The organism is Sphingobacterium sp. BIGb0165 (assembly GCF_024810095.1).
Lineage (GTDB): Bacteria > Bacteroidota > Bacteroidia > Sphingobacteriales > Sphingobacteriaceae > Sphingobacterium > Sphingobacterium detergens.
In genome coordinates this window covers 227087-252954 of the sequence record NZ_JANUEB010000001.1, presented here as the reverse complement: position 1 = coordinate 252954, position 25868 = coordinate 227087, and the positions used below count along the sequence as shown (strand labels likewise).

Annotated in this window: 16 protein-coding genes, 1 tRNA gene and 1 riboswitch; of the genes, 8 read left to right on the top strand and 9 right to left on the bottom strand. The window is 40.2% G+C overall.

Annotation, left to right across the window (positions count from 1 at the left end; genetic code table 11):
* Positions 1-23 precede the first annotated feature (23 nt).
* From M2408_RS01075 to M2408_RS01050, 6 genes are all read right to left on the bottom strand, one after another.
* Positions 24-3254: a SusC/RagA family TonB-linked outer membrane protein gene (locus M2408_RS01075; protein WP_259178493.1), complete on the bottom strand. Its 3231-nt coding sequence runs from the start codon at positions 3252-3254 to the stop codon at positions 24-26.
* A 314-nt stretch (positions 3255-3568) separates the two neighbouring features.
* Complete coding sequence (gene prfH, locus M2408_RS01070; RefSeq protein WP_259178490.1) at positions 3569-4189, bottom strand: peptide chain release factor H; 621 nt, start codon at positions 4187-4189, stop codon at positions 3569-3571.
* Between the two features lie 6 nt (positions 4190-4195).
* A complete protein-coding gene (locus M2408_RS01065) occupies positions 4196-5587 on the bottom strand; it encodes an RtcB family protein (RefSeq protein ID WP_259178488.1) in 1392 nt (463 codons plus the stop codon).
* 463 nt (positions 5588-6050) lie between these two features.
* The gene (locus tag M2408_RS01060) at positions 6051-7364 is read right to left on the bottom strand and encodes a PDZ domain-containing protein (protein WP_259178486.1); all 1314 of its coding nucleotides are present in this window, start codon (positions 7362-7364) and stop codon (positions 6051-6053) included.
* 343 nt (positions 7365-7707) lie between these two features.
* A complete protein-coding gene (locus M2408_RS01055) occupies positions 7708-8784 on the bottom strand; it encodes a two-component regulator propeller domain-containing protein (RefSeq protein WP_259178484.1) in 1077 nt (358 codons plus the stop codon).
* 115 nt (positions 8785-8899) lie between these two features.
* Positions 8900-9055, bottom strand: coding sequence for a hypothetical protein (locus M2408_RS01050; protein ID WP_259178479.1), 156 nt, complete (start codon positions 9053-9055; stop codon positions 8900-8902).
* 130 nt (positions 9056-9185) lie between these two features.
* On the opposite strand from M2408_RS01050, the gene M2408_RS01045 reads away from it, so the two are divergent.
* A complete protein-coding gene (locus tag M2408_RS01045; RefSeq protein WP_259178478.1) occupies positions 9186-10049 on the top strand; it encodes a winged helix-turn-helix domain-containing protein in 864 nt (287 codons plus the stop codon).
* 191 nt (positions 10050-10240) lie between these two features.
* On the opposite strand, the gene M2408_RS01040 is transcribed toward M2408_RS01045, so the two are convergent.
* A tRNA-Leu gene (locus M2408_RS01040) sits at positions 10241-10320 on the bottom strand.
* Positions 10321-10434: 114 nt separating this feature from the next.
* The gene (locus tag M2408_RS01035; RefSeq protein ID WP_120258145.1) at positions 10435-11169 is read right to left on the bottom strand and encodes an SIMPL domain-containing protein; all 735 of its coding nucleotides are present in this window, start codon (positions 11167-11169) and stop codon (positions 10435-10437) included.
* Between the two features lie 93 nt (positions 11170-11262).
* Here M2408_RS01035 and M2408_RS01030 point away from each other — a divergent pair, with 93 nt between their 5' ends.
* Both M2408_RS01030 and M2408_RS01025 read left to right on the top strand, forming a co-directional pair.
* Entirely contained in the window at positions 11263-14091 is a 2829-nt protein-coding gene (locus tag M2408_RS01030; RefSeq protein WP_259178475.1) for a prolyl oligopeptidase family serine peptidase, read from the top strand.
* A 171-nt stretch (positions 14092-14262) separates the two neighbouring features.
* Positions 14263-16452, top strand: coding sequence for a glutamine synthetase III (locus tag M2408_RS01025; protein ID WP_120258147.1), 2190 nt, complete (start codon positions 14263-14265; stop codon positions 16450-16452).
* 97 nt (positions 16453-16549) lie between these two features.
* Here M2408_RS01025 and M2408_RS01020 read toward each other — a convergent pair whose 3' ends face one another.
* The gene (locus M2408_RS01020) at positions 16550-19003 is read right to left on the bottom strand and encodes a TonB-dependent receptor (protein ID WP_259178472.1); all 2454 of its coding nucleotides are present in this window, start codon (positions 19001-19003) and stop codon (positions 16550-16552) included.
* Between the two features lie 394 nt (positions 19004-19397).
* Between M2408_RS01020 and M2408_RS01015 the strand changes: the two genes are divergently transcribed.
* The 5 genes from M2408_RS01015 (at position 19398) to M2408_RS00995 (ending at position 25592) form a co-directional block, all read left to right on the top strand.
* Complete coding sequence (locus M2408_RS01015) at positions 19398-21416, top strand: FUSC family membrane protein (RefSeq protein WP_259178470.1); 2019 nt, start codon at positions 19398-19400, stop codon at positions 21414-21416.
* Between the two features lie 203 nt (positions 21417-21619).
* Positions 21620-21732: riboswitch (SAM riboswitch) on the top strand.
* Positions 21733-21742: 10 nt separating this feature from the next.
* Positions 21743-21877 carry a hypothetical protein gene (locus M2408_RS01010; protein WP_257089796.1) on the top strand — a complete coding sequence of 45 codons (135 nt, stop codon included), beginning with the start codon at positions 21743-21745 and terminating at the stop codon, positions 21875-21877.
* A 112-nt stretch (positions 21878-21989) separates the two neighbouring features.
* Positions 21990-23300 (top strand): O-acetylhomoserine aminocarboxypropyltransferase/cysteine synthase family protein, encoded by a 1311-nt coding sequence (locus tag M2408_RS01005; protein ID WP_077434955.1) that lies wholly within the window; start codon positions 21990-21992, stop codon positions 23298-23300.
* Positions 23301-23327: 27 nt separating this feature from the next.
* Positions 23328-24371 (top strand): homoserine O-acetyltransferase, encoded by a 1044-nt coding sequence (gene metX / locus M2408_RS01000; RefSeq protein ID WP_259178461.1) that lies wholly within the window; start codon positions 23328-23330, stop codon positions 24369-24371.
* 39 nt (positions 24372-24410) lie between these two features.
* Positions 24411-25592 carry a homoserine dehydrogenase gene (locus M2408_RS00995; protein ID WP_259178459.1) on the top strand — a complete coding sequence of 394 codons (1182 nt, stop codon included), beginning with the start codon at positions 24411-24413 and terminating at the stop codon, positions 25590-25592.
* The last annotated feature ends 276 nt before the right edge of the window (positions 25593-25868 follow it).

Sequence of the window (25868 nt, the reverse complement as noted above, 5' to 3'; positions counted from 1 at the left end):
TAAATTTCAAACTTTTGTATGGATTAAAATGTAAAACCAAGTTTAAGACCTATACTTCTTGAATTAGGGACAGAAGCTTGCTCAAAGCCTACGCCACGCGAATCACTTGACACCCCTCCACTCTCTGGATCCAAGCGCATAGTATTGGATTTATGTACCCAAAGCAGCGCCAAATTGGTTCCAGTGATAGAGACATTCGCACGTTTGATTCCTTTTATTCTACTATAAAGAGCTTTTGGTAAATTATAAGAAATATAAGCCTCTCTCAATTTCAAAAACGAACCATCAAAAACATACATTTCGGCAACACCTCCCAATTCATACCAACTCTGTGCACTGGTTTCAATTGTATTTTCAACCCAATTATCCCCTACCTTCATAGCGAATCGCTCATTTTTCATCACATCTTTACCCGCAACAATAGCGCGTTCACGAATGCCATCGGCGGCAGTAATTTCTGCAATCCCGGTTGTGTATCCGTGCGACATTGTTTGTGACCAAATATCACCTCCTTTTCTGAAATCAAGCATAAAGCCAAATCTGAAATCTTTTATGGTAAAATCATTTCGCATGGAAGCTAGAAAATCAGGCACAACATTTCCGAGCACTTGAGCACTAAGAGGCTTATCTATCAACCCATTAGCCGCCACTTTTATCGCCCCTTTCATTGGTCCATCTTCTACTCGATCATAACCTGGGCCGACTAATGTACCCCAGGGTTGCCCTATTGAGGCCATATTGGAAATACCCCATGTCCAGCCTAATCGAAGATCGTTCAAATCCAATTGCGGATAGAGTTCAACCACCTTATTTTTATCCTTTGAGAAATTGACCGTTGTTGTCCAATTTAGCCCATTTTCATTTCTGAGGATATCACCCCTCAATTGGATTTCTACGCCCTTACTTCTTATTTCTCCAGCATTCAAGAAGATGTTACTAAATCCTACAACATTGGAGGTTGGCACAGAAAGCAATTGATTCTTATTTATTTTTTGGTAATAGGTCAGATCCAAGTGAAGACGATCTTTAAACATACCCAACTCCGTTCCGATTTCGTAGGATGTAATTGCCTCCGGCTCCAGGCCTTCAATGGCATAGGTCATACTTTTATACATTTGCGACAAATTATTATAAGCATCTGTCTGTGCATAATAATAATTTCCATTCGAATAAGGAGTTGTTCCATTACCGACTCCTACCACATTAAATCGTAATTTCCAAAAGTTTAGGTAATCACTTTTTAGTCCTTCAAAAGTCGTCGTTGGAAGCCAACTTAAACTTGCTGATGGATAAAAGAAAGATTTCTTCAAGGTGGAAGACCAATCATTACGCGCCGTTAAATCCAAATACAATTGATCTTTCCAGCCTAGATTAGCTTGGGCGTATATCGAATTGGAACGACCTTTTGCATGATCCATCACAGTATAGGCATCGCCAATCTTATTAGCAATAGTATATATACCCAACACATTTAATCCTTTAGCACCAAGGGTATTTGTTTCAAACTGATAATCCCGGTAATTTGCACCTACAATCCCCGATAAACTAAGATCACCAAATTGCTTGTTGAAATTTGCAATAAAATCTGCATTAAAATCAGAATTACTATTTTTTATCTCATTGAATTTACCATCTTTATTATCATAGTTATAATAGGTAGTTTCAAACATATGTGTATTATAGTAATCCAATCCGACCCTACCTTCAAATTTCAAGAAATCAAAGGGTTGATAAAACAATGATGTCTTTCCAAAAATACGATTCATTTTAAGCGCATTCAGAGATTCGTGCATTGTATAAAACGGATTCATATGATAAGCTGAATTCCAATTGTAGTAGGTATAATTACCCTGTGCGTCACGCTGATCCCAGTTCTTTTTCAGATCCTGCATGTCCACTTGTCGACCAAACCAGATTAAGCCATTCATCGGGTTAGCAGAATCATAACCTTGGGTTACTAAATTATTACTTTCTGTACGCGTAAAGTTGGCCATGATATCATAGGAAACTTTATCGCTGATCTTATAATCATTATTGAGTTGCGCGGTATACTTCTTCTGATCTGTATTAGGTACCGTTCCTCTCTGATCCCTAAATGATATTGAGGCCCGTGTCGAAGAACGATCACTCTTAGAAAGTAGTGACAGGTTGTGGTTTTGAGAGAAACCCGTTTGGAAGAATTCTTTGACATTATTTTTATGGGAATTCCATGGTGTAGCTTGACGCACACCATTCACAACAGGACTATTGAATTGGGGAATTAATAATCCCATATCCATTCGAGGCCCCCATGACTCATCAATTCCATCGTTAACACCATTAGATCCAGTTCCATCAACATAACTAAATGAATTTTTTAAAACATAATCTTGGTACGAAAGACCACCACCATTGGTTTTATAGCTATATTCATCACCTCTAGATCCTTGACCATATAAATTCTGGTATTTTGGCAAATTAGCGGCTCTATCAATAGAAAAATTTCCGTCATACGATATCTGCACACCATTTTCGGCCCGTTTACCAGATTTGGTCGTGATCATAATAACACCAGTACCAGCACGCATACCGTAAAGTGCGGCTGCACCACCTTTCAGAACGTTGATGCTTTCAATATCATCTGGATTAATATCATTGAGTCCAGAACCGTAGTCAACGCCAGAATAGGTGTTATCACCGCTGCGTTGCGCATTATTTGTCACAGGAATACCGTCAATGACGACTAGTGGCTGTTGATCTTTTTGCAAGGAGGTATTACCGCGGATAGAGATCCGCGCTGAAGAACCTATAGCACCACCAAATTGATTTACCTGAACACCGGCCACTTTGCCCGCCAATGCACCTGTAAGACTATGTTGTCCCGCATCAGTTAATTCCTTTGCTTTTACTTCCTGCGTCGCATAACCCAGGGATTTCTTTTCCCGTGTAATCCCAAGGGCAGTTACCACAACCTCTTCCAAATTTTCCGTCATGGATTCTAGCGTGACATTGACAACAGTTTGATTATTGATCTGTACTTGTTTGGGCTTATAGCCGATTGCGCTGATATTTAAGACCGTTCCGTTTGTGTAGGACAGCGAAAAACCGCCATCAGCACCTGTCTGTGTTCCCGGTCCGTCCTTAATAGATACGGATACGCCCGGAATAGGTTTGCCATCCTGATCCACTATCTTTCCTTTGACTGCTGTTTGAGCGTAGAGCGCAGAACATACTAGTATATTGGATGCTAGTATCGCAATACTTCTTTTGTTCATAAGTTTAGTTAGTTTTAAAATGTTTTTACGACAACCAATTTATATAAATATCAAAGCAGAATACAGGAGTATATTAACCAGTATTGCCCACATCTTAACACTAAATGTTAAATTATTTCCTTTATACTAGTCAAATAAAACATTAGGTTAACCCCATAAGCATCAAATTATCCTTTATTGTAGACTTTATAGTGGGCCAGCATCACTAACTCGGGTAAAAAATTAAGCCCTGATCACGGATGATCAGGGCTTAAACAGATTGTTTACCGATACAAAGAAATTCAGATAGCCACCTCTAGCCTATGGAGAAATGATTACCGTTCTTTAAATTTAGATCCAAAGAAAATGCGTTTCGAATTGCCTCTTTCAATAGCAATCTGCTCTTTCCAGCGCTGATTTTCCGCTGCAACTTTTTGTAATCGTTCAAGTACCATCAACTGTTCCTCTAAACGCAAAACAGCAATTTCTCTATTTTGCAATTGGGAACGGGTATCCATTACCTGCACCATCAATCCTGTGGGAAGATGGGTCGCGCGAACAGCCGAGCTCACTTTATTCACATGCTGCCCGCCAGCACCACTACTCCGCATTGTTTTGAACTGCACATCTTTTAGATTCATTTGCGTCGCACTTTTTGCCGGATACCAATCCTTCACCTCCACAAACCAATTTTTACGCCGATGGTTGGGCCGAAAAGGACTTTGACTAATCCAGCAGATTGTACCTATCCAACGGTCCCTGAACACGGCGATTTCTCTACTGCTCAATTTTAACACAATTGAGCTTGGCAGCCCGTCCATTTTCTCCACTTCCACTGTCTCGATCTTCACCCCATATTGATCCGCCTCTGCCAGTATTCTTTCCAAAACCAGTTGAACGGCTAAATTACACTCCTTAGGACCTCGTCCGGAGCTGATTAAAATATACTTTTCCATCCCGTCTTATTTATCCATACGAACAATCTTCGGACTGAATGTCCCAAGTACATTAACCAACTCATTTTGCAAGCCCATCACGCGATGGATATCTTTATAGGCATGCGGAGCTTCATCCAGCGCCCCGCCAATTAACTCCACACCATGCTGTTCCAATTCTTTGAGCATGGCACTTTTGGTGAGGCTACTTTTACAGGCTGACCGGGACATCACACGTCCAGCACCATGCGAAGCCGATTGAATGCTCAATGGATTCCCCCGCCCCTCAACAATAAAACCCGGTGCGGTCATAGACCCCGGAATAATTCCCAATACTCCCTCTCCTGCCGGTGTTGCTCCTTTGCGATGCACAACACATTCCTTTCCATCGACCATTTCCCGCCATGCAAAATTATGGTGATTCTCAATGGTCAACACAGGCCGTTCACCCAATGCTTTTGCCAAACGCCTATGGATATCCTCATGGCAGGCCCGAGCATAATCACCGGCGAGATTCATTGCTAGCCAATACTCCTGACCTTCCTGCGTATCCAGATCCAACCAGGCTAAATGTTGTACAGGGCGTGGCAAAGGGCATTGCTTTGCGGCTAAATTTGTATACTGTTTAGCGATATTGGCTCCCAAGCCACGGGATCCGCTGTGCGATAGTACTGCTAGATAAGACCCCGGTCTAATTCCCCATTCCGGAGCAACCTGATGCAATTCAACCACACCGAATTCGACAAAGTGATTTCCACCACCCGAAGTCCCGAGCTGCCTGTAAGCCTTGTCCAACAGTGATTTCAACAAAGGGATATCTTTAAATTCCGATCTGCTAAAAATAGCATGATCTTGTTTCTCACGATGTGTATCGTACATACCGAATTGAGTATTCTCCTTCAGTATATTGCGCAACTGAAATTCTCGTCCTTTGAAATAACTCGCGGGTAGGTCAAAGATAGACAGACTCATTCGACAGCCAATATCCACACCTACTCCATAAGGTATCACGGCATTATCCGTTGCCAGTACTCCGCCAATAGGCAAACCATAGCCCATGTGCGCGTCTGGCATCAATGCTCCTTTGTATGCGATAGGCAGCTTCAAGGCCTCATACAGCTGTCTTTTGGCCTGCTCATCAATTTCATTTTCACCAAAGATGGTAAAAGGCGCCATTTGCTTATTGAGCTGTTGCTGGCGAGCCTCAACCGGTTGAATCAAACCTTCAGCGAGCTTGGCCCAAACAGCATCTTCTCTAAATTTTTCAGGCGCTTCAAGCACCTTCTTTGCTTCCAAAAGGATGTTTTCTTTCTTTTCCCCTCTTCGGTAGCGTGTGATTAGCCCTAAGGCTACGTTCATTATATTATTCTGTGGAAAACCGATTTTAATAAGGTCTTTCCCCGATAATTTACTTCCCATATTCTTTTTAAAAAAACTTAATATACTGTCTTATCCATCTCAGGGATAGACCATTTAAATATTCGGGTTTTCTTTTTCTTGAATAGCTATTTGCCAGCTGCCAGCGCTTTGCGTTCTGTATAATGAACAAAACGGTTACGCACCAACGTCATTGATGCACATAATGGCCAGTAGGTATAATACCATCGACCGGTCAAAATATGACATGTACAAGCTGGCTAAACAGAAAATAGAAGGCAATAAAAAACCCGAATGATCTTCGGGCTTTTTTTCATGTCGTAACGAGTACGTTATATGTGAAGAAAAGCACGAAGAATGCTTTCAGCAAATCCATTTGCTGCAAAAGCGCTTTTTGTTTTAATCTTGGAGACCAACATAGTTCTTCGTCTTTAAATTGTTTAAAAAATTAATATCGGCAGCAAAGGTAAATAAGTTTCGTTCACTTTTCCAAATTTTACAAAATTTAATTTGCATTAAAAGGTAATGGATCCTTTAAAAAGAAAGTATATTCCATCATTTGTCCATCTCTTTCGATCTTAAATCGAATTTCTTTACCTTCCTCCGATTTGAAAAGTGTGTGAATAGTTTCTAAGGAATAGGAAGAAGCCGAACGCCCATTGATTTTCAACACCTTATCATCCGGTTTTAATCCAGCAATTGCTGCTGGAGAACCTGCCCGAACGGTTGCAATTTTATACATGTTTTTCAGGACAAAACGATACTGTACACTGTTGTCCATACGGACCTCTGTCCCACCATCTTTCTTCAAATAAACAGGTACCTCCTCTTTCTCATATTTTATGCCATCATGTATAATTTCGAGACCACTCATATTTAGGTAATAGAATTTATCAAAGTTTCTATTTTTTTGGAGATAAACTACATTATTGGGATAATCTAAAATAACCTTAAACCTGCGCAAAAGTTCGTTTCCGACAGAACCTATTCGCTCATTCACAAAAGTTGCATGTTGTGTAGAGCTCAATTCTGGATAGGCCACCAAAGGATAATTCATCTTAAATGGTCCCAGCTCCAAGGATTTTATCCGATTTCTTTTCCCATAGATTTCGCCATTGAATCCCTGACCGATGTAATCATCAATAAAAGGAGGTTTGATTGCAAAATCATTTAATTTGGACGGGATCAGCATCAACGCATCACTATTACCCATATCAATCAATACACGGCCTTCAATATCTGCGGAATCCTGATTAAAAGCAACGGAGATATACGGCCTGCTATTTAAAATATCGAGCGGGAGACGTTGCATCTTTGCGAGCCCTTTGGGATACTCACCTTTTTGATAGACGGTAATCCGGTGTTTCAAAAAATCCATCTCAACAACGTGATCACTAAAAAAACGGCTTCCCATGATACCATTTACCTCCACCCCGATACGGGTAGAAATATCAATATGTGCATTCCTAAGGATATAGATGGGCTGATCCAGATCCTCATATACATTAGCAACGCTAACCTTATTATTGACAGATAGATAACCATCCAAGCCCTCATCCTTGCCCAAGCCCTGAAACTTATTAACAAAGACTGCACTATCAATCGATTTCAGGGTTTCTCCGAATATCATGGTCTCCTTGACCCCTGTATCCAGCAAGAAATTCATCATATACCCATTTACCTGTACAGGAATAATAACCAGATTATGAACAAATAAAAACGGGAATCTAACCTTCTTTTTTTCCTTCAAAACAAAGCGGTCTTGCCCCAAGGCAAAAAAGGAACAGAATAACGCAAAAGATAAAAATACTGCTTTCATCCAAGTTTATATTTGGTATTTCCAATTTAAACAAGAATTCTCATAATAAAAAAGGTTTATACAAAAAAAGACTGTATATATCTTTTCATCAACTTTACGAGCATTTATTCGAACATTCTTATCACTTTGCTTGGAATAACATACCACTTGCTTTGCCATGTCTTTGCCGTTTGAAGGCTATTTTATTGCTATTATACCAAAGAAACAGCAAACAAACAGCAAAGCAGTCTCAAGGAAGGTCCCTAGAAAGTACAAAGAAGTCTCGAAGAACTAGCCTGGAAATGGCAATAAATAAGCAGACAAATAGCACTAAAACACTAAAGGATAAGCAAAGAAAAAGGTCCTATTTTCCGTTAAGATTTGTGATGATTTTTCCATCATAAACATACACGCCATCTAGCGATCCAAACCAAATATGGTGTTTATCATCTTCTGAAATCCCAAAGATCATCGGTTTATTTGCGATTTCAGTTACCGTTGGATACCCATTCGACAAGGATTTCTCTGCATAACGGGAAAGCACCCAGCTTTTCTTATCAGCACTTTCTGAGCTCGTCAAAATATTACCTCCTTTGTCTTCGTAGATATATCCAACAAAATTCTTAGTAAAATTGGTAAATGTGCGACCATCATAACGCCAAAGACCATCATGACCACCCAACCAAATATTGCCCTTTCTATCCTTGATTATTGATCTGACATTTGCAAATGGTTTTCCGTCTTTATTGGTTACAACCGTAAATGTCTTTCCATCATAAATGCAAGCATATCCCCTGGTACCGAACCAAAGTTTTCCTGACTTATCTTCAATAATGGCATTCACATCATTGTGCATTGGATGATTTTCTGGAAGCTGCTGTTGGTAAACCGATATATGAACAGAATCAGTCGTAGTAGGAACTGTCCCTTTATTCATTTTAAAATTTTGAAAAGATTTCCCATCGTAGCGACTTACCCCATTGTCGGAGCCAAACCAAATATGACCGAACCTATCTTCATAAATAGTCGTTACCCGGTCACTGGCAAGCCCATCCTTACTTGTAAAATTCCGCAAGGATTTTCCATCGTAATGGTAAACACCTGAACTGATAGAAGCAAACCAAAAGTTCCCCTTTTTATCCTCCAAAACAGAAAAAAAACGTGCTGAACTCACTTTATTCGTTACATTGGCAAACGATTTTCCGTCGTATCGAAAGACACCCTCCCATGAGGCCATCCAAATATTCCCCTTTCGATCTTGTTTGATTGTACGTACGATACTATTTGGCCTATGCGAAGAGGAAATATTATTGGCTTCAAATGGTATACGGTCTACTTCAGATTGGATATTGCCAATTTGTTCAGTTGTTTTTTTGTGCTGTGCGTTACAATTACTAGCGACAAATAGCGAGAACAACGTGTATATGAGTATGTATTTCATGATTTTTTTTTAATGAACAAAAACACCTTTAGAGCTATCTGCTCTTTTATTATTATAATTTATTTTTCAATAGGTATATTATCAACCCGTATATTAGTAATAAGTCAAAGTGAAGCTAGGTCGGTGCTTTCGAAAACAATTCACTTTTCTTAATATTGAGCTGATATACGACAGTACACGTATCGTTTTTCTGCCGAGTCAATAGGTGGAAATTAAGTATTCCCAACAGCCAGATCAGCGCGAGAAATAAGACAGCTTTTTTAGTTTTCATCTTGTATCAAAGTTGATACGGCTAAATTACTTTGGTATTTTTCAGTCCCGGGAATTTGGATTGTAAATAAAAATGTAAACTTTGTAAATAAATCGTAAATAGCATGTTATATAGAAAAAAACTATTCAAAGTGAGAAGTAAATATGTATATGGATCCCTGTTGCTCCTGTCTATTTGTATCGTCTTTGGTTCTTTTAGCATCAACAGTTCCGACGAATTTGATTTCGCAAAAAGGGAAGTTTTGCTTCGTAGAATTGGACACGAATTACTCTTACAGACTGGTGATAGTACGTCAAGGGTGCTCCCCATAGAGAAGGTTGCGGAAAATGAATATCAGATCAGGTTTGAGCATGACCTCAGTTTTCAGCCGGATTCTTTGGTGAATACGACCCGACGTCTATTAGCAAAAGACCCCTTCGCTGTCGATTATATTGTTCGTGTTCTAAAATGCGGCACGTCCAATATAGCCTACAGCTATTCTATATCCAAAAATAAAAAAGATGATATTATCGCATGTATAGGAAGAGTACAACCTAGTGCCTGTTACATGATCAATATTAAATTCAAACAGACAGGAATACATACAACAAAAAACAGCTATTTGCTGGGTAGTCTCCCGATCTTAGCTATTGTTGGATTTATTTTTTTGAGATCTGTAAAGTCGCGAAAAAGCACAGCTAAAGACCAGTCTGCCCCAGTGTTCACCCTGGGATCAGTGTTGTTCTACGCAAAAGAACGACAACTGATTATCCATGACAGAACGATAGACCTGACTGGGACTGAAGCCCGTCTGCTACTCATTTTTGCGTCATCACCAAACGAAACTATCATGAGAAGCCGCTTGCAAAAAGAGATCTGGGAGGATGAAGGTGTTATTGTAGGGCGCAGTCTGGATATGTTTATATCAAAACTGAGAAAAAAATTGGAGCCTGACCCGAAGATCAATATTGCTGTTATACGTGGTAAAGGCTATAAGCTTGAAATTAGCGCTTAAGAAGAGGCCCGCATGAATATGACCTGCTCCTAAAATGCAAGATAAGGGCTTCCTAAAATTGTACCCTACTGTAAATTGAACGAACACAAGATTTGTTAAGTTCACAGCTGTTGGATCTACCTCTCTCGATCTATGCCCCTGATAAAATACATAAAAAAAATCCCTCTCTACTTACGTAAAGAGGGATTTTGTACCCGGAGCCGGAGTCGAACCGGCACGGTTTCCCACTGGTGTTTGAGACCAGCGCGTCTACCAATTCCGCCATCCGGGCATATCCGTTTGGGATGATGCAAAAGTAGGTTTTTTATTGAAAAAGAGAAAACTTTTTAAATAAATTTCCACTCAAATTCAATAGTGCACTGAAATACAGCCAAATAATTTTTCGTTAATTACTCAAAAAACTTGCTCTAACCGTTATATTCGCTGTTTTCTTACGTGAAGTTGTATTAAAAGCTCCTCCCGAAGAGTATTCTTCGTTATCATTTTGACCAGTTATCTGAAAAATTCCCAGATCGGCTTTCACCAGACTTCCTAATCCCGCATTCGATTCCTTGGCAATATTGTCGGCACGTTGGTGCGCATTTTTCGACGCTTGGGAGATCAGTTCTAGTTTCAGATCCTCCAGTTTTGAGTAATAATAATTTGGAGTACTCGAACTCAGCTCTATTCCTTTCGAGATCAGTGTTGATATCTCCCTTGAAGCGTTGTCCACCTTATTAAGATCTCTAGATTCCACACTTACTGTCTGTGACAGGGTATAACCCGAAAATGTATTATAACCGTTTCCCTTTCCGTCGGTATGGTATTCAAAATCTTTAGCGATATTCACGGCCTCAAAACGAATTTCATCTACCTTAATCCCCTGTTGCACTAAAAAGTCGCGTACGAGATCACGATCTGTTGCCAATTGTGCCGAAGCTGCACTTAATTCAAAGTTCTTCCTACTGAATGTTGCGTTCCATTTGACCAGATCAGATTCAAAATCTTTCTTTGCATTGCCGTTGACGGTAATTGTTTGTGTGGATTTATATTTATACCGATATGCATTGCCCAAGATCCATGCAGTAAGCAACACGGCGACGCTCACGATAACAGAAACAATAATAGATGATGATTTCATAATCAGTTTTTTATATTTACGTAACAATGAATATACCAAAAAATCAACGATTTTTTATTTTTTATAGATAAATTGCAGCAAAAGAATTTAAACATGAATAAGAAAAATATCTGTATCCCATTCTGTTTTCTCGCGACCTTAGCTGTGCACGCACAAAAGAAACCAGTGGACCATACGGTATATGATAGCTGGCAAAGCATATCATCTCCCTATATCAGTAAATCCGGTAAATTTGTACTCTTTCAGGTTGCTCCACAAGAAGGAGATAGCCAACTGTTCCTGAAAACAAAAGAAAACAAAGAATTGATCCAGATTCCGCGAGGCTATAATGGAAAACTGACCGATACAGAAAACCATTTGATCAGCTTAATCAAAGCACCCTTTGCCGTAACACGTGAGGCAAAAATCAAAAAGAAAAAAACGGAGGATTTACCTAAAGACTCCCTGGCAATCTATAATTTAACCAGCTCTTCGCTTGTTAAATTTGCACAGGTGAAATCCTATAAGGTTGCAGAACAAAACAACAATTTTGTTTCCTTCCTATTTGATAAACAAGCGGACGAAAAAGCAAGCTCATCTAAAAATCCGGCAGACACTACTCAAAACAAGAAAAATAGTAGCGACAAAAAGAAGAAAACCATTGCTACATTAGCTTTGTATGATCTTAATTCTGGCGATTCAGTCCAATTCGCCTTAGTAGATCAATATGAGTGGAACAAAAATGGAACAAAACTTGTCTTTTCAAAGAAAACCGACGCAAAAGACAGCCTTTCTAAGGAATCCGGAGTCTATTTATATGATATAGCAACCAAAAATCTAAAAAAAATATCAACAGGCAAAGGTGAATACAAAAATTTCAGTTTTGATGAAACGGACAATCAACTGGCTTACTTAGGTGACCTTTCCAAGGAAAAAGCTCTGGTTAAAAACTATAACCTCTATTACTATACCAATGGTATCGATACCGCACAGTACTTAGCGACGAAAAATAGCTCAGGTATTCCCAAAAACTGGGCAGTCAGCGGAGATGGAAATATCCGGTTCAGCAAAAATGGTGAAAAGCTTTTCTTTGGTATCGCACCTATCCCCCGTGTCAAAGACACGACATTAGTTGATTTTGAACATGCCAAAGTCGATGTGTGGGGCTGGCAGGATGACTACTTACAACCCATGCAGCTGGTCAACCTAAAAAAAGATCTTTCCAAAAATTTCTTAGCGGTTACCTACCCCAAAAGCAATCGTACAGTTATCCCACTGACAGATGAGACCTTCAATTCCACTACGCTTACAGCGGATGGAAACGCAGCGTATGTATTGGCGCGTACAGATTTTGGCAAACGGATCGAAAGCCAATGGAAAGGTGGCACAAAAGAAGATATCTACCTGGTCTCAACAAGAACCGGTCAACGGGAATTAATTCTTTCCAACTTCTCGGGAAATGTGGCCCTGAGTCCAGATGCAAAATATGTCGTTTATTTCGACGAAGAGAAAGGGACATGGAATTCTTATCAGATTAGCTCTAAAAGGAAGGTCGTATTAAACGAAGGCATCCCGGCATCCTTTGCAGATGAGGAGAATGATATGCCTACCGCAGCACAGGGATATGGTATGGCGGCATGGAGCGCTGATTACAAAGGCGTATACCTCAACTCACGTTATGACATCTGGTATTTTAACCTGGATGGATCCAATAAATCCATTCTCACCAACGGTTATGGCGCTGCTTCCCAAACGACATTCCGTTACCTCCCTTTACGACGTGATGAAGACCGTGATCAGCCATTGACGCTAGACTACAAAAAGGGAGGCTTCCTGACATCATTTGACAATAAAACCAAAGAATCTGGTTTTTATCAATTCAAAGGGCAGCATAATGATCCCAAAAGCCTTTTTGTTGAACCAAAAACATTTCGAAATGTAAATGCTTCTGCTGATCAACAAACGATTCTTTATAGTAAGGAAGATTATAGCAATTCACCCAACGTTTATATCAATAGTATCAAATTCAAAGATGAACTGCAACTTTCCGATATTAACAAACAACAAGCAAACTATAACTGGGGCACTGCCGAGCTTGTGCATTGGACCACACCAGCAGGCCATCAGGCAGAAGGTATTCTTTACAAACCTGAAAATTTTGACCCTGCAAAAAAATACCCGATCATTGCTTATTTCTATGAGAAACTATCGGATGGTCTTTATACCTACCAACCACCTGCTCCTACCCCTTCGCGACTAAATATCCCTTATTTCGTAAGCAACGAGTATTTGGTATTTGCACCAAATATCAGTTATGAAACCGGGCACCCTGGAAAGTCTGCAGAGGAATATATCAATTCAGGAATGCGTTATTTAGCACAAAACTCCTGGGTAGACAGCACCAAAATGGGCATTCAGGGACAAAGCTGGGGTGGCTATCAAGTAGCTCACCTGATCACACGCACCAATATGTATGCTGCAGCATGGACCGGGGCACCAGTAGTCAATATGACTTCCGCTTATGGAGGAATACGTTGGCAGTCGGGCATGTCACGTCAATTCCAGTACGAACATACACAAAGCCGAATCGGAAAAACCCTATGGGAAGCACCCGAACTCTATCTGGAGAATTCGCCCCTGTTTCATATGAACAAGGTAAATACACCTGTTGTTATTATGGCCAACGATAATGATGGTGCTGTGCCATGGTACCAAGGTATCGAAATGTTTACAGCATTGCGTCGGTTAAACAAACCGGTCTGGATGTTGAACTATAATGGCGATGAACATAATTTGATTCAACGACAAAACAGAAAAGATATACAGATTCGCGAACAGCAGTTCTTCGATCACTACCTAAAAGGAGCTCCTGCGGCAAATTGGTTAAAGAAAGGAGTACCGGCCACCTTAAAAGGAATAGACTGGGGACTTGATTACAACTAAAAACACTCAAAATAGGTCGATTTATCCAAATCGACCTATTTTTTTTGACCAAAAACCAGTTTCAAAGACACATTTTGTAAAAAAAATCAAAAAAAATTTCAGTTTTCCGCAAAAACACAATATTTTTGAAAAACAAAATCAACAAAACTGTAATTTAATTATAAAATACAAATGTCGAACCTAAGATTCAAAGCAGTAGAGGCAGCGGGCTCACGCCAGATTGCACAATTTGAAAAAGTTGAAACTAAAAAAGCAACTGACATCTACGGAAAGAACGTTTTTTCCGTAAACAAAATGAAAGACTACCTTCCTAAAAACTCATACAAGGAGTTAGTTGCATCCATTGAAGAGGGACAGATTATTTCAAGAGATTTAGCTGAGCACATTTCGCAAGCGATGAAAACTTGGGCCCTGAATCATGGCGTTTCCCACTACACACACTGGTTTCAACCTTTGACAGGTTCGACAGCTGAAAAACACGATGCATTTTTTGAGCCTGATGAAAATGGCGAAGCAATCGAAAAATTCACTGCAGATGCTTTAGTTCAACAAGAGCCAGATGCTTCATCTTTCCCTAATGGTGGTATCCGTAATACATTCGAAGCAAGAGGATACACGGCATGGGATCCATCTTCGCCAGCATTTATCTACGAAACTGGTGCTGGTAAAACACTTTGTATCCCTACTGTATTTGTTTCCTATACTGGTGAATCATTAGATTATAAAGCACCTTTATTAAAAGCAATCAATGCTGTTGATAAAGCAGCAACTGAAGTTGCACAATACTTTGATAAATCAATCACGAAAGTAAATGCTTCTCTTGGTATCGAGCAAGAGTATTTTTTAGTTGACCTTTCTTTATATAACGCACGCCCTGACCTTCAATTGACTGGACGTACTTTATTCGGCCACATGTCTGCTAAAGGACAACAATTGGAAGACCATTATTTCGGTGCGATTCCTGAGCGTGTATTGGCGTATATGGTTGATTTGGAAAATGAAGCGTTAAAATTGGGTATTCCATTAAAAACGCGTCACAATGAGGTGGCACCATCACAGTTTGAGTGTGCCCCCATGTACGAAGAGATCAACTTGGCTATTGACCACAATCAATTGTTGATGAATGTGATGGAACAAGTTGCTTTGAGACATAATTTCAAAGTATTGTTACATGAAAAACCATATTCTGGTGTAAACGGTTCTGGAAAACACAACAACTGGTCTTTGATTACCAATACTGGTGTTAATCTATTATCTCCAGGCAAAACACCTAAAAATAACCTGATGTTCTTGACATTCTTTGTCAATACCATCAAAGCTGTATTTGAGAATGCGGATTTAATGCGTGCATCTATTGCAAGTGCAAGCAACGACCACCGTTTGGGTGCAAACGAAGCGCCACCAGCAATTATCTCGATCTTCTTAGGTTCTCAATTAGACGAATTATTGGAAGAAGTAGAATCAGCTCGTGTAGCCAAGAAAGTTAAAGCTGAAGCAAACTTGTGGCACGGTATCCCTAAAGTTCCAGAATTGAAATTGGATAACACGGACCGTAACCGTACTTCACCTTTCGCATTTACAGGTAATAAGTTCGAGTTCCGCGCTGTAGGTTCTTCAGCAAACTCAGCGCTACCAATGACAGTACTAAATGCCATCGTTGCTGCACAATTAAACGAGTTCAAAATAGAAGTAGACAAACAGATCAAAAAAGGCACGAAAAAAGATCTTGCGATCTTAAATGTTGTGCGTAAATACATCAAAGATTCAAAAGCAATCCGTTTTGAAGGAAATGGATACAGCGAAGAATGGGAAAAAGAAGCGGAAGCACGCGGTCTTTCTAACATCAAATCTACTCCTAAAGCACTAGACGTCTACGTAAAAGAAGAGTCATTGGCTTTGTTTGAAGCAATGGGCATCTACACAAGACGTGAATCAGAAGCACGCCATGAGATCTTGTTAGAAAACTTCTACAAGAAACTTCAAATCGAGGCTCGTGTTATCGAAGAGATGGTCAATAACCAAATTGCGCCAGCATGTTTCATCTATCAAAACGAATTGATCGAAAATGTGAAAGGCCTGAAAGACTTAGGTCTGGCTCAAGCAGCATTTAGCTCACAATTGAATTTCGTAGAACGTATCTCGACACATGTAAACACGATCTTGGAACAAGCTGAAGCTATGCGTCAAGAGCGTAAAAAAGCAAACCAGATCGAAGATATACGTGAGCGGTCAATCGCTTATGATGAATCTGTAAAACCATATTTTGATGTGATCCGTTACCATGTCAACAAATTGGAAAAAATCGTTGACGATAAAAAATGGCCTCTTCCAAAATTGAGAGAGATCTTATTCTTAAGCTAATATCGCTTAAATATAAAAACAAGAAGAGCATTCCATCTGGAATGCTCTTCTTGTTTTTATATTGCCAGTTGAGCTAAACAAATACCCGACCAAGCTGCTATTTTTTCAAGCGGTTATCCTCATCATTATCTCCGGCCCGTTTATTCACCGACTTAATATTGACGTTTCCAAAACGATAAGAAAGAGACAAGCGCACCACTCTACTATCGTGTCCGTTGCGAATGCGATAATACCCATTTTCCTGCGAACTGGATAATCTCCGTTGTCCTCTTGTATTCAACATATCATTTACGGCTAGCTTCACATTCAGCTTTTTATCAAGAAATGTTTTCCCTACTCCGAGATCAATCCCATAGTACGATTGAAAACTGAAAACGCCATAGACAGCCGGAGAGAAATAATTGGCAGTCAGCTCCACATTGGTTGTCTCGCCGATACGGATATCATGATTGGAACTCACCTGAAAAGATAGCTTTTCCAACTGACGCTGAGCCCCCGAGCGCTCGTCAAAATTATATTTACTATAAAACGCAGTCAAGTTGTTGGAAGTAGTCCACCATTTAAGCACTTTAACCGGTATATTGATATTCATATTATAATAGTCGAAATAGGTCAGGTTCCGGTCAGTCTGTGCAATGGCCTTGGTTTCTGAATTGCTCTCTATTACCTGCGTGATCGCATCAGTGGTTCTCTTATAGCCAAGACTCAACAAATAACGTTCCTTAAAGGTATAATTCAGCTCATAGGAGTTGGTATATTGTGGATTTAAATAGGGATTACCGTATTGATAGGTATATTGATCCAAGTAGTAGATAAAAGGGTTCAACGCACCATAATCCGGACGGTCTATCCTTCGGCTATAGCTTAGACCAAGTTTATGATTATCATTGATCTGCTGTTGTATAAATACCGTTGGAAAGAAATCCGTATAATTACGTTTTGTCTGCTGTCCTAAGGTGACTGAATTGCCCAATGAGCTGGTATTTTCAACACGGAGTCCGGCTTGCACAGAAAACTTTCCAAAGGATTTATTCAGCGTAAAATATGCCGCTGCAATGTTTTCGTTATACAAAAACTGATTGCTCTGCTTTTCGTTTCGCACAAATTCCCCAGCCGTGTTTTGATCCTCGTAGATCAAAATATTATCCGTTTTCACACGACTATATTTCAGCCCCGCTTCGAGTTTTGTTGTTTTGTCAAAGGGATGGACAAAATCTGTTTTGAAAACTAAAATTTTGGTATTGGACAACATATCATTTCGAAAAATCTTTGGCAGTTTAAATTCCGTCCAATTGGGATCTAAGAAACGGTTTTTCACGGTGCTGTTATCGTTATTTTTTGAATACGAAAAATCTGCATTCGCTGTCAGTTCAGTCCCCAATGTATCGAATGTCTTTTTGTAATTGAGGTTGTAAGCCAGGTAGTGATAGGTGAAATCCGAAAAGTTGCTTCCCTGTACGACTGAATCCAATTTTCCTTTTTCCGAAGCGATTAAATTATCTCCCTGCCGTGTAGAATTACCACTGCTCACATTACCATTGACGACAAAGCCAAGCACTTCTTGTTTGCCAAGGTTAAAATCTGCAGCAAATTTAAAGTTATGTCCGCGATAACGAAATTTTGAATAAGAATCCGAATTGAAATAGGTTGTTCCTACTGAATCCCTGACAGAACGATCGATCGTTAAATCATTAAATCCCAAACTATTCTGGTAATTATAGGAAGCAAACAGATTTACCCAATTGTTGCGATGGTTGACCAGGAAACCGCCATCACCTTTTGTATATTTTCCCTGTCCAAGATTGAAGTTCAAGCTAACATTACTGCCGAATTGTGTATTTTTTTTGGTTTTGATATTGATAATACCAGCGTTTCCAGCGGCGTCATATTTCGCAGGCGGATTGGTGAGGACCTCAATCGAGGCGATTGAATTTGAAGCCGTATTTTCCAACAGTCTGGAAACTTCATCTGCAGAGAGATAAGTAGGCTTTCCATCGATCATAATAATTACATTACTTTTACCGCGCAGGTTGATTTTTTTATTATCCAAAGTCACACCGGGAACTTTTTGCAGAAGTTCCAACGCGTTGTTTCCTGTTGCCAATACACTATTCTCTACATTGAGGACAATCTTGTCAATTTGACTTTCAATTAGGGGTTTCTTGCCAACAACCTGAGCCTCGCCCAAAACTCGTGTTTCCGTTTGTAGGCGAATGGTATCCAAAGACATGATCGCCCCTGTCTTCAATGTAATTTCGGTAGAGCGGTAAGTTGTATAACCTACTGCTGAAACTTGCATCATATACTTTCCGCTGGGTACCTCCACGAACTCAATACCTCCATTCTCTTTCGACAACGTCCCTTTCAACGGAATATCCCCCGGACTCCGCAACAGTGAGATACTGGCGGCACCAAGCGGTCCATCATCTGAGCCAACAACAACAGCGTGTAACTTTCCCCCTCCAGATTGTGCAGAAACAGTCCCCCAAGCAGAGACAAGGATTATAATAATGGACAGTAGCAACGATTTATTTTTCTGTGGTTTCATCATGCAAATCTTTATATCATCAATTAGGCAGCAATACGCATTTATATATATTGATGACAACAAACCTCGGATTTTCATTACACGCTGACCAGCGAAAATAGATAGATAACCAAAAACAGTCGGTAGAAAGCCAAATAACCTCGGTAAACCAACATTTCATCCATGCAATGAGATGGCTTACTATAATTCTTCCAAAAAAGGCTGTTCCATCTCCAAGCATGGCCAATCGGCACCGCTAATGAGTGTGCGTAAAAAAAAGCACTTCAAACAGCACTTGTTTCAAAATAAAAATTCACAAAAACAATCATATTCAAAATAAATAAAATGTATATATAAAATATTAAGCATAATATTCGTATTTTTGCAACGAAAATTAGTAAACTGATTGATGGGCATCGTGTCATTAAAGAAAAGATTCAACCGTATTTATAGCCGAGTTATTCGATTTATCCGAGGCGAGCACAGTGGTGACGCTTTGCGAAATGTATCCATCAGTATTCTACCGAGTTTAGCAATCTATTTATTAGGGGTTCCGGCGAGCACCGCTATTGGAATTGGTGTAGGATCTTTGTTGACGACCTTGACTGACCCTCCCGGTAACCGCAAGGATAAACTATCCTCCGCATTGCTGTGCATTCCGACATTCTTTGTTGCCTCGTTTCTTACAGCTTACTTATTCCCCTTGCACTGGCCCTTGGTTATTCTCCTTGGTTTAGCCGGATTTACCTTTACCTTGTATGGCCTGTTTGGTCCGCGATATGCCGCTATCGGCAACATGACTCTGATCTTAATGAGTTTTGTCATCGGCCTGGCACCAAAACATCCCTTGGCGATCGGCCTGCAAATCACTACAGGAGCAGCGATTTATTATTTATTCAGCTTGCTACAGGCTTATATAAGACCCTACCGCTCCTTGAAACATGCGATGGCAAATGGCTTTCAGGGTTTATCTCAATTCTTGCTGATCCGTGCCCAGTCCTATGACCCCAGCATTCCACTGGACATCACCTATAGTCGCGTGGGCAAAATTCACGGTCAGATCAGTGAGCAGCAGGAACAGATCCGTTCATTGTTGTTCCGCGAAAAAAAAATTATTGGTCATCAATGGCCCAAAAGTAATTATTGGCTCAGTCAGGTTTATGGTCTGATTGATCTGCATGAACTCATCATTGCACTCGACCATGACTACGATGCAATCCGCAAGAATCTTGCAGATACGGGTAGCCTTCCTGTGATCCGCCGTGCAATAAAATTATTGGCATTAGAAATTGATAGCTTTTCACAGCCACATATAAGATTCCGATATGCGCAGCAATTGTATTACAATACAATTAAACTGAACGAACTCTTGACTGAGCTTAAAAACATTCAGCAACAACAAACTGGTCCAGCCGGCCCTATCCTACAGTCTATTATTACCAATATGGAGTCTATTCTTGAGGTGCTGAGTCGGATTCAGGTTGCTTTTTATCAGAATCAGGAAATTCAGGACAAAATAGATACAGCGGAATATCAACAATTTATCAATCGCCCCCTGGGCAGTCTGGGTGAGATCAAAAACAAACTTCACCTTAAAAATCCACTATTTCGTTTTGCGCTGCGTATGGCCCTACTTTTTGGTGTTGGCGCATTGATCGGCATTTTGTTTCTGGACTTTAAATATACCTATTGGATTTTGCTGACCATCGCTATCGTAGCAAGACCAGCATTTTCGATGACCAAAACCCGCAACATCGAACGGATTGTAGGGACATTTTCAGGCATTTTGATCGGCATCTCCTGCTTAGCATTCTTCGAGAGCCTCCCCTTTTTACTGAGCCTATCGGCAATCGGTCTTTTTGGCTTCTTTCTATTTAACCGATCCAATTATATGATCAGTGTTATTTTTATTACATTGGGCGTTGTCATTGCGCTAAACCTATTTGAAGGCAATATCAATCTTATTTTGGGTAGTCGCATGGCTTTTACATTGGTGGGTGCATTTCTGACCATCGCAGGATACTTCTTGATTCCAGTACGCCAAAGCTCAAGCTTAGTGCATTTGGCAAAGGAGGTTGCAAGTTACAACCAACATTACTTCCAGATTATCAACCAACGGCTATCGGACAATCTACAGAGCTCCTTTGACATCCGGTTAGCGCGTAAAAAGGCGCAAACAGCGATGGCCCTATTTTCGGACTCCATCAACCAAATGAAGAAAGAACCTGAGCACAAATGGATAGATTGGTCCCATATCCACCATTTTCAGGCACTCTCCTATCGCGTCAATTCGCATCTGGTCGGGCTTTCCATTTCCATCAGTAAAAAGAATCCGGAAGTCCAGCACAACGACATCTATGTCAGAATAGATGAGTTAAAACCGTTATTGACAGATTTGGATCAAATAGCGGAGCATATCTCCCTTAGTAAAAAATAAGGTGCAATTCCTCCCTTAAAAAGTAAATAACCTTGTGATTTTCAACTCAGCCTATATTTCTGTAGGTTATTGGGAACATCTGTTTACAAAATAGTTTTAATTAAAAAATTGTTTTTCTTTTGCATTAATAGAAAAGAAGTTTATATTTGCAGTGTCTTCAGATGAAGATTTCTAATCAACACCTTCCTTAATCAGCAGGTCTTGATTTATAAAGAAGTGGCGAGAGACTGGCTCTATGACCCACTGGCAACCTTCAATTTGGTTGAAAAGGTGCCAAATCCTGTCCAAAGCAATATCGTTTTGGAGCATATAAATGAAATAAGACAATGATTATTACATTACAGAAAACCATCAACAATTTAGGTTCATTTCAGACGAACCAACTAACAGGTAAAGGAGCAACACATAGCATTGCCATGTCTATGCGAATGCGCATGCATATGCACCTCCCAACTTGTTAAGCATCATTTTCCTTTTTCCCGGATAACGATATTAACAGACCTTTTCAGCAGGTGTGTATGCTTCCTTTTTTCCTTGTTAACATTTTTTTGAACCCTTAAAATCTGATATATTATGTCTTCCAACAAAAATCTAAAATTCGAAACGCTACAAGTTCACGCTGGCCAAGTGGCAGATCCAACCACTGGATCCAGAGCGGTACCTATATACCAAACATCTTCATTTGTATTTGAGAATGCTGAACATGGAGCCAATCTATTTGCGCTGAAACAATTTGGCAATATCTATACACGGATAATGAATCCTACGACGGATGTTTTTGAACAACGTATTGCGGCGTTGGAAGGCGGAGTTGCGGCATTAGCTGTTGCTTCGGGTCAAGCAGCACAATTTATCGCCTTAAACAATATCCTTGAAAACGGGGATAACTTTGTGGCAGGTTCTAATCTATACGGTGGTACATTTAACCAGTTTAAAGTTGCTTTCAAACGCTTGGGTATCGAAGCCCGTTTTGCGACCGATGCCGAAGCAGATAAAATTGAAGCGCTTATTGACGATAAAACCAAAGCAATCTATGTGGAGACTATCGGCAATCCTAGTTTCAACATTCCTGACTTTGAAAAAATTGCTGCTGTTGCTAAAAAATATGATTTACCTTTAATTGTTGACAATACATTCGGTGCCGGAGGTTATCTGTTCAAACCATTGGAGTATGGCGCACATGTTGTCGTTGAATCTGCAACGAAATGGATTGGCGGTCATGGCACAAGTATCGGTGGTGTCATCGTTGATGGCGGAAATTACAATTGGGGCAATGGAAAATACCCACAATTCTCCGAACCATCCGAGGGCTATCACGGCTTGGTATTCTCTGAAGTATTTGGTGAAAAAGGACCTTTTGGCAATATTCAATTTGCTATCCGCGCCCGTGTTGAAGGTCTACGTGATTTTGGTCCAGCACTTTCTCCATTCAATTCATTCTTGTTATTACAAGGGCTTGAAACACTGTCATTGCGCGTGCAACGCCATGTAGACAACACCTTGGAGGTTGCCAAATGGCTTGAAGCCCATCCACAGGTAGAGAAGGTAAATTATCCAGGATTAAAAAGTTCACCGAGTTTTGCCAATGCGCAAAAATATCTTAAAAACGGTTATGGTGCTGTCCTTTCCTTCCAATTGAAAGGTGATGCTGCTCAAAAAGCAAATGCTTTTATCGACAGCCTAGAGCTCATCAGCCATTTGGCCAACGTAGGTGATACCAAATCATTGATCATCCACCCTGCTGCAACGACGCACCAACAGTTAAGTGATGCGGATCAGGCAAATGCAGGTGTATTTCCGGGGTTATTGCGCCTTTCTGTAGGGATCGAACATATTGATGATATCAAAGCCGATCTACAACAAGCATTCGATAAGATCAAATAATCAGGTACATCCATAAATTTAAGCGTAATGAGCAGGCATATTTATCAACATCCCGAGCCCTTTGTATTTGAAAACGGGAAAGAACTTGTCGATTTACAGATCAGCTACGAGGTATTTGGTGAACTCAATGCTGATCGCAGTAACGTGATTTGGGTCTGTCATGCCCTGACGGCAAATGCGAATGTATTGGACTGGTGGCCGGGGCTATTTGGTGCAAACGATCTATTTAATCCGAATGATTACTATATCGTATGTGCCAATGTAATTGGATCCGCCTATGGTAGCAGCAATCCCCTATCCATCAATCCGGCAACAGGTCAGTCTTATTACCTATCCTTTCCGGAGTTTACGGTAAAAGATTTGGTCAATGCCCATCAGTTGCTCGCAGCTCATCTGGATATCAATCAATTTGAGGTTCTAATTGGTGGCTCGCTAGGTGGGCAACAGGCCCTGGAGTGGGCTGCTTCCAACACGATCGCAATCAATCAACTCATTGTTGTCGGCACCAATGCGGTACATTCCCCCTGGGGAATTGCTTTTAATGAAAGTCAGCGTTTAGCAATTACAGCAGACCGTACCTTTTATGCCAACCATCCCGATGGAGGTAAAAAAGGGCTTAAAGTCGCCCGCTCGATTGCGCTGCTATCCTATCGCAATTATATCACCTATGACCATACACAACGGGATGAGGACGACAGTATAGTGAATGGATACAAAGCCGCTTCATATCAAAATTATCAAGGCGAAAAACTTGTTAAACGCTACAATGCGTATAGTTATTTCTACCTGACAAAGGCGATGGACAGTCACAATTTAGCCCGTGGAAGGTCTTCTTTGGAAGCAGCATTGAACGGAATCAGCTGTCCGACACTGGTATTGGCTGTCAATACGGATGTATTGTTCCCCCCAGCCGAACAGCGATTTATAGCGCAGCATATTCCAAATGCAACCTATCAGGAGATCGAGTCAAGCTATGGCCATGATGGATTTTTGATAGAGACAAAAAAACTGACGGCTATTATCCATAATTTTTTAAAGAATAAGAAAGCGTATATCAACGAATTAGTCTAAGAGAAGTAAACAATTATATAAGAGAATTTAAGAAGAGATATGAGTAATAAATTAACGATAGGGATGTTTGGGTTTGGCGTGGTAGGCCAAGGTCTCTACGACATTATCAAAACCAAAAACCTGAATCTGGAAATCAAGAAATTCGTCATCAAAAATGCGGACAAAAAACGTACGCTACCAGCCGATCTGTTTTCAACAGATGCTGAGACAATCCTTGCGGATCCAGAAATCAACACTGTTGTCGAACTGATCGATGATGCCGAAGCTGCTTACAAACTGACTGTACGCGCATTGAAATCAGGCAAAAATGTGGTATCTGCAAATAAAAAGATGATTGCCAGTCACCTCGAAGAGTTGGTAGATATTCAACATGAATATGGCACCAGCTTACTTTATGAAGGCGCTGTCTGTGGAAGTATTCCTATTATCCGTAACTTGGAAGAATACTATGACAACGAGCTTTTGCATTCGGTCAGTGGTATATTCAACGGATCTTCCAACTACATTCTTTCGAAAGTCTTTAATGAAAACCAACAGTATGCAGATGCGCTAAAAAAAGCACAGGAACTGGGTTTTGCGGAAACAGATCCTACCCTTGATGTTGGCGGATATGACCCTAAATTTAAAGTCTGTATCGTCGCTTCACATGCTTATGGTATCTATGTCAAACCAAATGATGTCTTCAACATCGGTATTGACAAATTAGGTCAACAGGATATTCGCTTCGCAAAGGAAAAGAACTTAAAAATCAAGTTGATCCCTACAGCCAAAGAGATCGATGGCAATAAAGTCGTGCTTTATGTACTTCCTCGTTTGGTAGGTAAGGAAAGCATGTTGTACAATGTAGAAAATGAAAATAACGGTGTATTGGTTAAAGCTGCTTTTGCGGATGAGCAATTCTTCTATGGCAAAGGTGCGGGTGGTCACCCTACTGGCTCGGCAGTATTGTCGGATATTGCCGCATTACGCTACGGTTACCGTTATGAATATAAAAAGCATTTAGAATCCAGTGCCTTAAACTATAGCCAAGATTATCTGCTTAAGGTCTATTTAAGATACACTGACGATCAACTGATTGAAAAATTAAATTTCAGTGAGATCACCGAAAGATATTACGCAGCAGATTTCAAATATGTTATTGGCCATATTAATCTTCAACAAATTGCGGCTCACAAGGCGGATTTGGACCAAGAGGGCAATTTCATTGCTGAGATCGCGTAGGCAATCAACAAACCAACCTACCTTCAAGGGGTGTTCCAAAAAAATTGGACACCCCTATTTTTTTAAAATGCTTATTTTTTATTGATTCGTATTTTTCATTAAGGAATCAATAAGCGCTGCGTTCAGTTTATTGATCAGAAGGAACCTTCAGTCGATTTTCAGAGCTATTGGTATTTGTGAAAGCCTGAAGGTTTTATTTTATATATTCCTTGAAGTCATTTTCTTAAATTCTTCGATCCCGGGCAGTTTAGCTTTTACTTTTTAGTACCTATTGCT

Bases quoted from the DNA above. Each gene is read 5' to 3' on its own strand.
- M2408_RS01075 (WP_259178493.1), bottom strand. From the start codon at position 3,254: ATGAACAAAAGAAGTATTGCGATACTAGCATCCAATATACTAGTATGT.
- prfH (WP_259178490.1), bottom strand. From the start codon at position 4,189: ATGGAAAAGTATATTTTAATCAGCTCCGGACGAGGTCCTAAGGAGTGT.
- M2408_RS01065 (WP_259178488.1), bottom strand. From the start codon at position 5,587: ATGGGAAGTAAATTATCGGGGAAAGACCTTATTAAAATCGGTTTTCCA.
- M2408_RS01060 (WP_259178486.1), bottom strand. From the start codon at position 7,364: ATGAAAGCAGTATTTTTATCTTTTGCGTTATTCTGTTCCTTTTTTGCC.
- M2408_RS01055 (WP_259178484.1), bottom strand. From the start codon at position 8,784: ATGAAATACATACTCATATACACGTTGTTCTCGCTATTTGTCGCTAGT.
- M2408_RS01050 (WP_259178479.1), bottom strand. From the start codon at position 9,055: ATGAAAACTAAAAAAGCTGTCTTATTTCTCGCGCTGATCTGGCTGTTG.
- M2408_RS01035 (WP_120258145.1), bottom strand. From the start codon at position 11,169: ATGAAATCATCATCTATTATTGTTTCTGTTATCGTGAGCGTCGCCGTG.
- M2408_RS01030 (WP_259178475.1), top strand. From the start codon at position 11,263: ATGAATAAGAAAAATATCTGTATCCCATTCTGTTTTCTCGCGACCTTA.
- M2408_RS01025 (WP_120258147.1), top strand. From the start codon at position 14,263: ATGTCGAACCTAAGATTCAAAGCAGTAGAGGCAGCGGGCTCACGCCAG.
- M2408_RS01020 (WP_259178472.1), bottom strand. From the start codon at position 19,003: ATGATGAAACCACAGAAAAATAAATCGTTGCTACTGTCCATTATTATA.
- M2408_RS01010 (WP_257089796.1), top strand. From the start codon at position 21,743: ATGATTATTACATTACAGAAAACCATCAACAATTTAGGTTCATTTCAG.
- M2408_RS01005 (WP_077434955.1), top strand. From the start codon at position 21,990: ATGTCTTCCAACAAAAATCTAAAATTCGAAACGCTACAAGTTCACGCT.
- metX (WP_259178461.1), top strand. From the start codon at position 23,328: ATGAGCAGGCATATTTATCAACATCCCGAGCCCTTTGTATTTGAAAAC.
- M2408_RS00995 (WP_259178459.1), top strand. From the start codon at position 24,411: ATGAGTAATAAATTAACGATAGGGATGTTTGGGTTTGGCGTGGTAGGC.